Annotated in this window: 9 protein-coding genes; 3 read left to right on the top strand and 6 right to left on the bottom strand. The window is 40.2% G+C overall.

Annotation, left to right across the window (positions count from 1 at the left end; all coding sequences use genetic code 11):
* Positions 1-331 precede the first annotated feature (331 nt).
* From recA to AC1DYB_RS14905, 4 genes are all read right to left on the bottom strand, one after another.
* Positions 332-1354, bottom strand: a complete 1023-nt coding sequence (gene recA / locus AC1DYB_RS14920) for a recombinase RecA (protein ID WP_295720980.1) — start codon at positions 1352-1354, stop codon at positions 332-334.
* A 219-nt stretch (positions 1355-1573) separates the two neighbouring features.
* A complete protein-coding gene (nth, locus tag AC1DYB_RS14915) occupies positions 1574-2335 on the bottom strand; it encodes an endonuclease III (RefSeq protein ID WP_477436076.1) in 762 nt (253 codons plus the stop codon).
* A 302-nt stretch (positions 2336-2637) separates the two neighbouring features.
* The gene (locus AC1DYB_RS14910; RefSeq protein ID WP_295720982.1) at positions 2638-2781 is read right to left on the bottom strand and encodes a hypothetical protein; all 144 of its coding nucleotides are present in this window, start codon (positions 2779-2781) and stop codon (positions 2638-2640) included.
* A gap of 268 nt (positions 2782-3049) precedes the next feature.
* On the bottom strand, positions 3050-3634 hold the full coding sequence (locus tag AC1DYB_RS14905) for an RNA polymerase sigma factor (protein WP_295720983.1): 585 nt from the start codon (positions 3632-3634) through the stop codon (positions 3050-3052).
* Positions 3635-4143: 509 nt separating this feature from the next.
* Here AC1DYB_RS14905 and uvrA point away from each other — a divergent pair.
* Together uvrA and AC1DYB_RS14895 are read left to right on the top strand one after the other, a co-directional pair.
* On the top strand, positions 4144-7077 hold the full coding sequence (gene uvrA / locus AC1DYB_RS14900) for an excinuclease ABC subunit UvrA (protein WP_295720984.1): 2934 nt from the start codon (positions 4144-4146) through the stop codon (positions 7075-7077).
* 307 nt (positions 7078-7384) lie between these two features.
* Positions 7385-7981, top strand: coding sequence for a glycoside hydrolase family 19 protein (locus AC1DYB_RS14895; protein ID WP_295720985.1), 597 nt, complete (start codon positions 7385-7387; stop codon positions 7979-7981).
* Positions 7982-8302: 321 nt separating this feature from the next.
* Here AC1DYB_RS14895 and AC1DYB_RS14890 read toward each other — a convergent pair whose 3' ends face one another.
* Together AC1DYB_RS14890 and tsaD are read right to left on the bottom strand one after the other, a co-directional pair.
* Positions 8303-8473, bottom strand: a complete 171-nt coding sequence (locus tag AC1DYB_RS14890) for a hypothetical protein (RefSeq protein ID WP_295720986.1) — start codon at positions 8471-8473, stop codon at positions 8303-8305.
* A gap of 138 nt (positions 8474-8611) precedes the next feature.
* Complete coding sequence (tsaD, locus tag AC1DYB_RS14885) at positions 8612-9613, bottom strand: tRNA (adenosine(37)-N6)-threonylcarbamoyltransferase complex transferase subunit TsaD (RefSeq protein ID WP_295720987.1); 1002 nt, start codon at positions 9611-9613, stop codon at positions 8612-8614.
* 233 nt (positions 9614-9846) lie between these two features.
* Between tsaD and AC1DYB_RS14880 the strand changes: the two genes are divergently transcribed.
* The gene (locus AC1DYB_RS14880; protein WP_477436073.1) at positions 9847-14235 is read left to right on the top strand and encodes a translocation/assembly module TamB domain-containing protein; all 4389 of its coding nucleotides are present in this window, start codon (positions 9847-9849) and stop codon (positions 14233-14235) included.
* Positions 14236-14275: the final 40 nt, after the last annotated feature.

Here is a 14275-nt window from a genome sequence, read left to right as displayed (position 1 = left end):
CTTGCTGGCAAAGGCGACAACGCATTTATAAAGGTGTTCGCTTTTATGAGGGTATTGTCATCAGTGGATATCCATTAAAAACAACATTTCTGATAATCAATCAATTAAGTGTTCGGACTATTCAGTCCAAAACACTATGCATTGATAATCAATAAGTTAATTCTCATAAAACAACCCGGTCCGAACACCCCGAACACTTGATTTTTGAAAATCCGAACAGTGACATGATCCTGTCAGTTTAAATAAATCCATAAAAAAGGCCTCCCAAAACAGAAGGCCTTTTATATCTATAAAAATCCGAAATCGAAATTCCGAAATCCGAAATCAAAAACTACACCTCGGCTAAATGCTCGCCGGTAACGGTTTCTTTAATTTTAGCTTCCAATTCTTCCATCAGTTCCGGGTTATCCAATATCAGTTGTTTAACCGCATCACGACCCTGGCCAAGGCGGGTTTCGCCGTAGCTGAACCAAGAACCTGCTTTTTTAATAATGTTGTACTCAACACCTAAGTCAATAATCTCGCCGGCTTTAGAAATACCTTCACCAAACATAATATCAAACTCAGCAATACGGAACGGCGGCGCCACCTTATTTTTAACGATCTTCACTTTTACGCGGTTACCAGAAACCTCGTCGGTATCCTTAATCTGCGAAATACGGCGTACATCCAAACGTACCGAAGCATAGAACTTTAAAGCGTTACCACCTGTTGTAGTTTCGGGGTTACCAAACATCACACCAATTTTATCGCGCAACTGGTTAATGAATATACAGCAACATCCGGTTTTGCTGATGGTACCAGTTAATTTACGCAAAGCCTGTGACATTAAACGTGCATGAAGACCCATTTTTGAGTCACCCATTTCGCCTTCAATCTCCGCTTTAGGAACTAACGCGGCAACAGAGTCAATAACTAAAATATCAATAGCTCCTGAACGGATCAGGTTATCAGCAATTTCCAGGGCCTGCTCACCATTATCGGGTTGAGAGATCAATAGGTTCTCCACATCAACGCCCAATTTCTTGGCATAAAAACGATCGAAAGCATGCTCCGCATCAATAAATGCCGCGATGCCACCTTTCTTTTGCGATTCGGCAATGGCATGAATAGCAAGCGTGGTTTTACCAGATGATTCAGGGCCATATATTTCAATAACTCTACCTTTAGGTAAGCCACCAACACCCAATGCAATATCAAGCCCTAAAGAACCGGTTGATATAACTTCTGTAGGCTCAATAACGGAATCACCCAATTTCATGATGGTACCTTTTCCGTATGATTTTTCAAGCTTATCCAGTGTAAGCTGTAATGCTTTTAATTTATCCGAGTTATTTTTATCTATGTTAGCCATCTTCAAATTTTCTTCAACAAATATAAATGTTTTATTTTAAAATACTAATTTTTTTAGTAATTTATTTAAAAAAGCGTCATTGCGAGGTACGAAGCAATCTCCAAACTATACAGTACAGGCCATGCAAGTCCGATCTGCTTATGTAGAGATTGCTTCGTGCCTCGCAATGACGGGTGGGTTTATTATTTATGTTGAAATTAATCAACCTAATAATACCAATCAAATATCTTTATCCACACTACGCTTCTTCAATTCTTTACTGATCACGTTTAAAGCCTTTTTCTTTTTAGCTTCTTTCGCTTTTTTGATTTTGGCAGCTTCGGCGCGTAATAATGCGGCCTCGGTATTGTTACGTTCATAATACCGGCAAAACCAGGTTAGCGGGCATATCTCGCACTTAGGGCTGCGGGACACGCATATATAACGGCCATGCAATATCAGCCAGTGATGAGCAACGCCTATATATTCTTTAGGAATGTGTTGAATCAATTGCTTTTCTACTGCCAACGGGGTGGTAGCGTTGTTGGTTAAACCTATCCGGTTGCTTACCCTGAAAACATGGGTATCAACAGCCATTGCAGGCTCATCAAACACTACCGAAGCTATAACGTTTGCCGTTTTTCGACCAACACCCGGCATCTTTTGTAAATTTTCTATTCCTGATGGCACTTCGCCGTTGAAAACTTCAACCAGCATTTTACCCATACCAACCAAATGTTTGGCTTTATTATTAGGATAGCTCACACTACGGATATAAGTAAAAACTTCTTCGGGTGTAGAAGCTGCCAGATCGTCCGGCGTAGGGAAACGTTCAAAAAGCGCAGGCGTAACCTGGTTAATTCGCTTATCTGTGCATTGTGCCGATAAAATGACCGCCACCAGCAACTGGAAAGGGTTATTATAATGAAGCTCGGTAACAGGGTTAGGTTGGCTTTTAGAAAAATATTCAACAAAATGGCGGTAACGTTCGGCTTTCAGCATGTTAGTTCATTGGTTCGCTTATTCATTAGTTCATTGGTAGCTGCATAATTCATTAATCTAACCGCTTATTAGTTTATAATAATGCGGCATATCCAATACATTGCAATTATGCTCAATAAATCGCAATTGGCAAAACCGTAAAAATATCAGCTATAAAAATTTATCGAACTATTCACCAGTGAACTAATGAACTATTAAATAGAAAGGTTCATAAATCACTTATTGGCTTTTGGTTATTTCGATTCACATCGGGTAACCTTAATCAACAATTGTGATCTATGAACCAGTGAGGTTAGTAATGCTTACCGTAAACTCTTCGAGTAGTCCAAAATCTGGTGTATAGTTTGCACTTTGGGCTTCTTTTTCAAAAGGTCCAAATCGGCACGGATAGAGTTATAAAAAATCATATCATCCGCATCCAGATATTCATGTACGTTATCGTTCATCTGAGCTTGGTTAGCAGTTCCATTTAATGTTTTTGTAAAGGTTTCATCCATAAGCTTTTTTAGTATAAATTTTATACGATTTATAACGGTGGCTTAAAGATAATATTTTGTTAAATGAAAATTAAATGAAATTTTTTTATTCTGCCATTTACTTATTAGTTACTAAGTATTTGATTTTTTGCTTGATACCGGCATTAACACAGAAAATCCGATTAACTGATAATTAATCAGCAACCGGATCTACATATAAAAATACCTAAACTTAATATTAATTTTTTAAACTCATTTCCTTGCCCTGCATCATCTTACGCAGGTTATTGAGTGCATAGCGCATACGGCCAAGAGCGGTATTAATGCTCACCTCAGTTATATCGGCTATTTCCTTGAAACTCATATCGCCAAAGTGGCGCATAATCAATACTTCCTTTTGTTCGGAAGGTAACAGCTGTATCAACGATTTAAGGTCCTTATAGGTTTGGTCTCTAACCATCTTATCCTCGGTACTTTCATCGTAATTACCCAACACTTCAAAAATATCAAAGTCGTCGCCATTACTTACCATTGGAGCACGTTTTTCGCGTCGAAAATGGTCAATGACCAAATTATGCGCAATACGCGTTACCCAAGGTAAAAATTTACCTTCTTCGTTATACTTACCGGCTTTAAGGGTATTTATTACTTTTATAAAAGCATCCTGAAAAATATCCTCGGCAAGGTATTCGTCTTTTACCAAAAGATAAATAGAGGTGTATATTTTTGACTGATATCGTCTTATCAATTCTACCAATCCTGCTTCATCACCGGCAATATATTGATGGATTAGATCCTGATCACTCTTCAATTGAAAATCCATAGAACGTACTACTTTAAACTTAATTTTAGTTAAAATCTTCTTACAAGTAAAGTATCTTCTATAGTATGCTCCTTAGGGGTTAAGAAATTGTTACCTCAAATAAAACAATTTCTATCTTAAAAAGCAAATTATATTTTTTATTTACTTCTGTCTATCAGGTTAATTGCTGTAAATAAGCATCGGGGCATAAAATATTTTGACGCTTACCTGTTCGACGATTCTTTGTAAAAAAGGTTTAATTGCGATTCAAATAATCCTCACAATATATACATCTAAAAATTTATCGTAAACAATTAAAAGTCAGTAAACTGTAAAGTCGATACCTAATTCAATATAAACAACCAAACAAAGTAAAACCAATTTGGATACTGCTAAATATTTTAGGATTTTTGCACTCGCAAAAAGTTCATAGTTAACAGATCATAGTTTATGGCAAAATTTTTGCCATTTTCTCCTGTTTAACTAATCCCTATGATCCATGAACTATGAACCATGAACTAATTCGAAGAATGAGTAAAGAAGCAGAAAAAGATCCGTCGAAACATATCATTATAAAAGGGGCACGTGTTCATAACCTTAAAAACATGGATGTGGCTATCCCCAAAAACAAGCTGGTTGTGGTTACGGGCATGTCGGGTTCGGGTAAGTCATCTCTCGCATTTGATACACTTTATGCCGAAGGTCAGCGCCGTTATGTAGAGAGCCTGTCATCATACGCACGCCAGTTTTTGGGTCGTATGAACAAGCCTGATGTAGATTATATTAAGGGCATTGCGCCCGCTATCGCTATAGAGCAAAAGGTAATCACCTCAAACCCGCGTTCAACAGTGGGTACCTCAACCGAGATTTACGATTACCTGAAGTTACTTTTCTCACGCATTGGCAAAACCATTTCGCCTGTATCGGGCCTCCCGGTAAAAAAGGATTCGGTGACCGATGTGGTGAATTTTATACTATCGCTGCCAAATGAAACCCAGGTAACTTTATTAGCGCCATTATATCCGCATAATAACCGCAGCTTAAAAGAAGAGCTTGCCGTGTTAATGCAAAAAGGTTTTGTGCGGGTAGAGTACCAGGGCAAACTATCAAAAATAGAAGCGTTATTAGAGGATGCCAGCATTGTTGATGATGGCTCATGGCTTATTGAGGAGGCGAAAGGCGAAACCTTAAAGCTGAAAACTAAAAGCAAAAAAAAGGAAGTTGAAGCAGATACCGAAACTAACCTTACCACGCACCAGTCGTCACTTACCTCCTACTCGGCAGTAAGAATTGTTGTCGACCGCATACATAAAAACGAAGAAGATGAAACTGTAAGCCGCCTTGGCGATTCTATACAGACCACCTTTTTTGAGGGGAAAGGCGATTGCTACGTGCGTTACCAGGAGCCGGATGCTGACCAGGAAACGGAACGCTTTTTTTGCGACCGCTTTGAATTGGATGGCATAAAATTCGAAGAGCCGAGCCCTAATTTCTTCAGCTTTAATAACCCTTATGGCGCCTGCAAAAAATGCGAAGGCTATGGCAAGGTTATTGGCATTGATGAAGACCTGGTTATTCCGGATAAAAGCAAATCTGTTTATGAAGGTGCCATTGCACCATGGCGCGGCGAAAAAATGCGCGAGTGGAACGATAATTTAGTAAAACATGCGCTAAAATTTGATTTCCCGATCCATCGGCAGTATAACCAGCTTACCGCCAAAGAGCAAAGGTTGTTGTGGACAGGTAACAAGTTTTTCCGTGGACTTGATGAGTTCTTCAAGGAGATGGAGGCGCAAACCTATAAAATTCAATACCGTGTTTTGCTATCGCGATACAGGGGTAAAACCAACTGCCCCGAGTGTAAGGGCAGCCGTTTACGCCAGGATGCATCATACGTAAAGATCAGCGAACGCTCCATTACCGATGTGGTATTGATGCCTTTGGATAAAGCACTGGAGTTTTTCCAGGGTTTAAAGCTAACCGAAACAGATTTAAAAATTGGCAAGCGTTTGCTCATGGAGATCACCAACCGCCTGGTGTTCCTGAATGATGTAGGCTTAGGCTATTTAACACTTAACCGGTTATCAAACACCCTATCGGGCGGCGAATCACAGCGCATTAACCTGGCTACGTCCTTAGGTAGCAGCCTGGTAGGCTCCATATATGTATTAGATGAGCCAAGCATTGGTTTACACCCGCGCGATACCCAGCGGTTGATAGGGGTACTTAAATCCCTTCGTGATGTAGGCAATACCGTTTTGGTAGTTGAGCACGAGGAAGAGATCATGAAAGCCGCAGACCATATTATTGACATTGGCCCGGAAGCAGGTACTCATGGAGGCGAGCTGATATTTACCGGCACCTATGACGAAATTATAAAGGACGATAATAGTTTAACCGGCAGATATTTGAGTGGCAAAGAAGAAATTGCTATACCCGCCACTCGCCGAAAATGGAATGATTTTATTGAGATAAAAGGCGCCCGCGAAAACAACCTGCAACACGTTAACGCTAAATTTCCGTTAGGCGTGCTTACGGTGGTTACGGGTGTATCTGGCTCGGGCAAAACCAGCCTGGTTAAACGTATTTTAGCACCCGCACTCCAAAAAACGCTGGGCAATTACTCTGGCGAGCAAACCGGATCATACGACAGCATTGATGGCGATTATGCTAAAATTGAACAGGTAGAAATGGTGGATCAAAACCCTATCGGCCGTTCATCGCGCTCAAACCCGGTTACTTATGTAAAAGCCTGGGATGAGATCCGTAACTTGTATGCCTCTCAACCAGTAGCCAAAGCAGCAGGCTTAAAGCCATCAGCATTCTCGTTTAACGTAGAGGGTGGCCGCTGTGATGTTTGCCAGGGCGAGGGCGAGGTGAAGATAGAGATGCAGTTTATGGCCGATATCTTTTTAACCTGCGAAACCTGCGGCGGCAACCGCTTTAAGCAGCATATCCTCGATATCACCTACAACGAAAAAAACGTTGCCGAAGTGTTGCATATGACCATTGATGAAGCACTCCTTTTCTTCGCCAAAGAGCCTAAGATCATTGCCAAAATAAAACCTTTGGTTGATGTTGGCTTGGGTTATGTGCAATTAGGTCAATCATCAAATACATTATCAGGCGGCGAGGCACAGCGTATTAAACTGGCATCTTTCCTGGTAAAAGGGAACAACACCCATAAAACACTTTTCATTTTTGATGAGCCGACTACGGGCTTACACTTTGCCGATATCAAAAAACTGCTTAAATCTTTTGATGCACTGCTGGATCATGGCAACACCATTATTGTAATTGAACACAATATGGATGTAATAAAATGTGCCGACTGGGTTATTGACATCGGCCCAGAAGGTGGCGACCGTGGCGGTAAAGTTGTTTTTGAAGGCGTACCCGAGGCATTGATCAAAGAAAAAAAATCACATACCGGGCATTATTTAAAAGAACGATTCGGAAAATAAAACCGCTGCTTTTTTTTCTGAACCAGATTAAGCAGACTTTCCAAATTATAGAATTTCCCTTTGTTAGAGGCGCAAAATATGCGCCTCTAACTATATACAGCGTACATTCCAGTTTGAATTTGCACGCCGGAGACACCCTCTACGCACTCCACATTAAAAATAATTTCAGCTTAAATTTTATTTTGATATTCCAATCAGGAATATTTACTTTTGATACACAAAGCCTATAAACTAATCTATCTTCCTTTTAAACAAGCCTTTAGCTTGCATATTTTTCTTTTATTGTTAACCACTAATCTATAAGATCATGCCAGGTACAAAAGAATTTTATGACGATGTCCGCCCCATGTTTGGCGGTCATATTTCACAAAGCCAGATTGATGGCATCGAAAACATTTTAAAAGCTATCGCAGAAGCCGGTATCACTGATGAACGCAAAGCAGCCTACATGCTGGCTACTGTTTTTCATGAATGTGCCAAAACAATGGAACCCATTGCCGAATTTGGTAAAGGAGCCGGGCACCCTTATGGTCAAAAGTTTAAAATGGGAAGTGGCCCTGGTCATCGCGTTGCCTACAGTTCCCCGGATAAATTATACTATGGCCGGGGTTATGTACAGTTAACCTGGTATGAGAATTATGAAAGCATGGGCCGCTTGCTGCACGTTGATTTGCTCAACAACCCCGAAATGGCCTTGCAGCCCGAAATTGCCGCAGCCATCCTGGTGAAAGGAATGAGCGGTGGCTTTTTCACTGGCGCCGGTTTGGGTAAATATTTTAATGATAAAGTTACCGACTGGGTAAATGCCCGTAAAATAATTAATGGCCTTGATGCCGCCGAAATGATAGCCGGCTATGCGCAGGTTTTTCATAAAGGTTTAACCGAAGAAGTGGCTATGGCGTAGTGAAACGCGTGATTGCCAGCACTAAAATCTGGAGGAGAGGTTCCTATGATTTAATGAAACGCGTCGAGTTTTAAAATCAGGCGGCCTCTGAAGGAGAAATTGATGTAACAAAAATGGCTGTCATCCTGAGCCTGTCGAAGGATAGCGGGCAGAGGCCTCTCCGCGCTAGTCTTCGACAGGCTCAGACTGACAGGCCTACCCACCTCGAGACATAAGCGTCATAGGTAGGCACGAAGCAATGACGGGTGTTTTTTTTGTTTTAACCCGATTTTTCAATAAAATCTCAGGTACGATTTTTATTAGCCCAATCAGCCAACCAACCTACTTCCCGCCTGTTTTTATGTACATGTAAACTATACCTCCAATAACGGTAATAGCTAATACAATAAGCCCGGTAACTCCTTTTTTCTTATCCTGGCGCATCAGCCAAACTAAAAATACAACCAGTGGCAGTACAAATACCGCCCAGAATATTAATGATGGAATGTTCATATCAATTAGTGATTTATTGAATTAGCGAATTAGTGATTGCATTAATTATTGATATTGAATGAGTGATTTTAGAGTTGCAAAGTTAATGACAGATCATTCTTTTCAAATCACTAATTCACTCCTTCAGTCATTCACTAATTAAAATATCATCCTCGCCATAGGTGCAATTTCCTGCCCTACAAATTCTCCTTTTAAATATTTATAGTAACCTGCAATGGCAATCATGGCCGCATTATCAGTACAATACTCCATTTTTGGAATAAAACTTTCCCAACCATTTTTTTCACAAAGATCTGCTAAACCTAATCTTAAACCAGTATTTGCCGATACTCCTCCAGCCAAAGCTAACTGCTTTATACCATATTCATTTGCAGCTTTCTGTAGCTTATTCAGTAATATGGTAACTATCCGTTTTTCAACAGAGGCGCAAATATCCGGCAGGTTTTGACTTATAAAATCAGGGTTCTTTGCCACATTATCTCTTATGAAATATAGTATAGATGTTTTTAAGCCGCTAAAACTAAAGTTAAACCCGGGGATCTGTGGCTCCGGAAATTTATACGCATCAGGATTACCCTGGCGTGCGTATTTATCAATCAACGGCCCACCCGGATATGGCAAGCCTAAAATCTTACTGGTCTTATCCATGGCCTCGCCGGCAGCGTCATCTAAAGTCTGGCCAATGATCTCCATATCAAAATAATCTTTCACCAACACTATTTGCGTGTGCCCGCCAGATACCGTAAGGCACAAAAACGGGAATATTGGTTTATGATCACCAATAAAATGCGCCAATATGTGGGCTTGCATGTGGTTTATTTCAATAAGCGGAGCCTTTTGAGCCAGCGCAAATCCCTTTGCGAACGATACTCCAACTAAAAGTGAGCCTAAAAGTCCCGGACCGCGCGTAAAAGCTACTGCATCAATATCATTTTTGTTTACTTTTGCGTTCAATAATGCTTGTTGAACGGCCGGAACAATGTTTTGCTGATGAACTCTTGAGGCTAGCTCAGGAACAACGCCCCCATATGCTTCGTGAATGCTTTGATTGGCAATAACATTGCTCAATATTACACCATCAACGCAAACAGAGGCCGAGGTATCATCACATGAAGATTCAATTCCTAATATTACAGGCACGATTATGAATTATTGATTTATTGAATTAGCTAAATAGCGATTTATGAATATTTCCCAAACTATCATTCAGTTAGATTGTAAATGAAGGGAAAAGCTCTCTAAATCAACAATTCAGCAATTCACTAATTAAAAAACACAAAGTTATTAAAAAAGCACTCAAAATAGTACTCGGGCTGGTGTTGTTGATATTATTGACACTGAGCATACTTTTATTGGCTTTTCAATATAAACCCGTGCAAACCTGGGCCGCTAAAAAAGCGGCCAAATATTTGTCGGATGAATTGAAAACCACCGTATCTATAAAAACCCTGTACATAAGGCCTTTTAGCTCCGTTGTTATTGAGGGATTATATATCCTTGATAAAAAAAAGGACACCCTGTTAAACACACCTAAGCTTGCTGTAGATATCAACGGTTTCTCGCTGTTTAACAGCATAAAAAAGCGTGTTATCAATTTTGAAAATATTGAGCTGGACAACGGCTCCTTTTACCTCAAAAAACAAAAAGATAGCACCACCAACCTTAAATTTATTATTGATTACTTCAACTCGGGCGGTACTGCCAAAAGCGATACCGCCAAAACTATCAGTAAACCCTGGACGCTTAATTTTGATAAGATTGTTATTAACAACTTTCATTTCAGGTATAAAAATCAGCTGGTTGATACAGTAATGCCACAGGTTAATTTTGAAGACATCGATGTTAAGCACTTCAGCACGGTATTATTAGGGATGGATCTTAAAAACCACCTGTTTAAAGCCAATGTGCAAAAATTAACGCTGCAGGAAAAAAGTGGTTTCTATGTTAAAAACCTACGCTCCAATCTCACTATTGATACCAACCAGATCCTGGCGCAAAACCTTCATATTAAAACAGGCCACTCTGATCTGAAAGATTATTTCAGGATGCGGTTTAAATCATTTAACGATTTTAATGAATTTACAAGTAAGGTTTACATGGATGCCGATTTTAAATCATCACGTGTATCATCGGCAGATATAGCTTACTTTACAAGTGGACTTGAAAAGGTAAGCTTTGATCTTGGCTTAGAAGGGCGCGCCCGGGGGCCGGTAAGCAATCTAAAATCCAAAGGTGTCACCATCACCGCCGGCCAGGCTACGTTTATAAAGGGTGATTTTAATTTAAGAGGTTTGCCGGATTGGAACAACACCGTTCTTGAACTAAAGTTCGACCAGATCGCTTCCAATAAAAAAGACATTGACTATCTCATCAGTCATTTTTCAGGTCAGCCAAATCTTAAAGTTCCTGATATTGTAAACAAATTCGGCAATATCAATTTCACCGGCAGGTTCACAGGTTTACAAAATGATTTTGTAGCATATGGTATTTTTAAAACCAAACTTGGCCGCTTCGATTCAGACATCAATTTAAAGATAGACAAAAAAGGCAACCCCAGCTATAGCGGCAAACTGGATGCCTTCAACTTTGATCTTGGAACGCTGCTTGACGAGAGTTCTCTGGGCCGCACCACTTTTACATCAAATATAAAAGGCAGTGGAAACGACATCAAAACACTGAGCGAACAAGGAGATGCCCGAATCAAATACATAGACTTTAATAACTACACCTATAATAACCTAACTATCAAAGGCTCTTTTATAAAAAAACAGGCTAACGGGCATATCACCATTAATGATAAAAACGTAAAGCTTGATTTGAATGGAAAAGTTAATTTAAACCCCGAACTGCCATCCTATGATCTTACGGCAACCATTAAGGACGCCAAATTAAATGCATTAAAGCTCATAAAGGATACCATTACCATAAGCGCACAGTTAAAAACAGCTTTCTCTGGTAATGATCTTAAAAACTTACAGGGCAATATCCTGTTATCGCCGGTTAGGGTGATTGACCCACGCAATAACTACCTGGTTGATTCGCTGTATATTTCTGCAAATGGGATGGGCGAATCGAGAGAAATAGCCCTGAATTCTGATTTTGCAGATGCCAATATTAAAGGCAGCTTTGATCTGGCCACACTGCCATCGTACTTTAAAACCATCGTTAAAAAATATATCCCATCTTTAAAAACCACTATTGTACCCCCAAAGCCCGAGCAATTTGATTTTAACCTTACCATTAAAAACCTCGATCCGCTTACGGCAATTTTTGTACCCGATTTAAAAATACCAGACAGGGGAACAATTACCGGCAAATTTGATTCAAGGAACAAAACGGCTACGCTATCGGGCTATATTAAAACCATAAAATACGGTAAAACAATTTTCCACGATTTTATTATTGACGAAAGCACATCAGATAATTTGCTTGGCCTCAACCTTTCCTTAAGCCGGATTGATCTTACAGACAGCCTGTTTATAAAAGACATCAACATTACCAACTTCCTTAAAAATGATAGCCTCAACTTTAACATTAAGCTATCTGATAAAAACGCGGTAAATCAGCTGGATCTTTACGGCCTTGTTGAATTTGGCCGCGATGCCACCGCCAAACTCAAACTGCTGCCATCAGATGTGATACTGGAGAAAGAAAAATGGAAGATACAGGAACAGGTAAGCATTCGCATCCTTGATGGCAAAACACAGGTATCGGGTTTCGAGCTATCAAATGGCACACAAAAGGTACGTATAAACGGGTTTATATCAGATAACCCAGCGGATGAACTTAAGCTATCGTTTGAGAAATTCAACATGCGTACGCTTAACCAGCTTACCAAAACATCGGGGATATTTTTAAAAGGCGCGCTTAATGGGGACGTTAAACTTACCGGCATCACCAAGTCGCCGGGGGTTGACGCGCATTTAACTATCGATTCGCTTACCATGAACAAAACCCTCATTGGTGATGTAAAACTAGTATCAACGCTGGGTAATGACCGCAAACAGGCGGATATGAAACTTAATATCGTAAATCGCGGACTTGAAACCATGAACCTGAGCGGAATTTACGCCTTTGGGAAGGACACGGAAGATAACCTTGATTTTGATGTAAAAATGAACCAAACAGAAGCCATTATTTTTGAGCCTTTTATCAAAGACCTGGTTTCAGATATCAAAGGAAACGTATCTACCAATTTAAAACTTACCGGAAGCCCCTTAAAACCACAACTAAATGGCGATGTAACTTTAATAAACACCGGGGTTAAGGTTAACTATTTAAAAACCGCCTACACCGTAAATACAAAATTAAACGTTGAAAACAGTGTTATTAAAATTGATAACATGGTATTAAAGGATAGGCGCGGCGGTACAGGTACAGCTAACGGAACTGTTGATTTAAACAATATATCAAACCCCGATATTGAAGTTGAACTTATTGCTAAAAATCTGATGGCGCTGAGCACTACTTTTAAAGATAATCACCTTTATTACGGTACGGCTTACGGCACCGGTAAATTTAGTTTCAGGGGGCCGGTGGATAATATGAAAATAGATATTACCGCCAGTACCGAAGCAGGCACGGTTTTCAACATCCCGCTTAATACATCATCAACAACAAGTGATTTTGATTTTATAAAATTTGTGAGCCATAGCGATACCGCGAAGGTTGTTGCTAAAGAGCGTGCCTTTAACGGCGTTACCCTTAATTTTGATTTAACTGTTGATGAAAAAACAGTTGTTAAGATAGCTACCGATTACGGACAGCTGGAAGGCAGCGGCGTGGCCCACAACCTAAAGCTGAACATTAACAGCCTTGGCGACTTTGAAATGTACGGCGACTTTTTGATAACCACGGGTAAGTTTGAGTTTACTGCAAAAAACTTTATCAGTAAAAACTTCACCGTGAGCCAGGGTGGTACCATACGGTGGACGGGTAACCCATCAAACGCCGAGATAAACCTGAAGGCCTTATATGAGGTACGTACAAGCCGGGCCCCACTTTATACGGCAGCTGGTCTGCAATCGGCAAATACCAACCAGGTACTTGTACAGGCCGAGTTGATTTTGACAAAATCTTTATTACAACCTACTATTGATTTTGACTTTAACTTCCCTACCGATCCATCAATTAAGGATGATGTGGCCACTTACCTTGCCGATGCCAATAACAGGAGCCAGCAGGCCATTAGTATTATTGTACGCCGCAGCTTTAACTCGGGTAATAACGGCAGCTTAACCAACCAGGTTTTTAGCACAGCCAGCGAGGCGGTAAGTGAGTTTGCATTTAACAAGCTAAACAGCCTGATAGCACAATCAAACGTAAAGAATTTCGATTTAAACATCAGGTCGATCAATGAAGCCAATGCCTCGTTTAGATTTTTTAATAACAGGCTATCATTTAGCGGGAGTTTGTACACCAATACAGGATCAAACGACATATTCAACAACAATAACACTACCCTGTTCAACTCCAAACTTACAAAGGATTTTGAAACGCTATACCAGATCAGGAAAGATGGCAACCTTACCGCAAGGTACTCCTACAGGGTATTAAATAGTACTACCTTAAATAGCATCACCACAACCCTGCAGCCCGAATATGTGAGCGGTATTGGTTTGGTATACCAACGGGATTTTGACACATTTGGCGAGTTTATCCGTAACCTTTTCAGAAGCGGTAAACGCAACCAGGCACCTGTAACCCCTGCACCGGTAAATAACTCAACTCCCATAGTTACAAAGCCGGATGAGGATGATTGATTTTAGATGTGCAAGTTGATGAAGGATGTGCAGATGTGCA

The organism is Mucilaginibacter sp. P2_A4 (assembly GCF_056405015.1).
Note: the sequence above shows the minus strand (reverse complement) of the source record. Positions and strands in the feature narration are given on the sequence as shown.

Coding starts and splice junctions, on each gene's coding strand:
- recA (WP_295720980.1), bottom strand. CDS start 1,354: ATGGCTAACATAGATAAAAATAACTCGGATAAATTAAAAGCATTACAG.
- nth (WP_477436076.1), bottom strand. CDS start 2,335: ATGCTGAAAGCCGAACGTTACCGCCATTTTGTTGAATATTTTTCTAAA.
- AC1DYB_RS14910 (WP_295720982.1), bottom strand. CDS start 2,781: ATGAACGATAACGTACATGAATATCTGGATGCGGATGATATGATTTTT.
- AC1DYB_RS14905 (WP_295720983.1), bottom strand. CDS start 3,634: ATGGATTTTCAATTGAAGAGTGATCAGGATCTAATCCATCAATATATT.
- uvrA (WP_295720984.1), top strand. CDS start 4,144: ATGAGTAAAGAAGCAGAAAAAGATCCGTCGAAACATATCATTATAAAA.
- AC1DYB_RS14895 (WP_295720985.1), top strand. CDS start 7,385: ATGCCAGGTACAAAAGAATTTTATGACGATGTCCGCCCCATGTTTGGC.
- AC1DYB_RS14890 (WP_295720986.1), bottom strand. CDS start 8,473: ATGAACATTCCATCATTAATATTCTGGGCGGTATTTGTACTGCCACTG.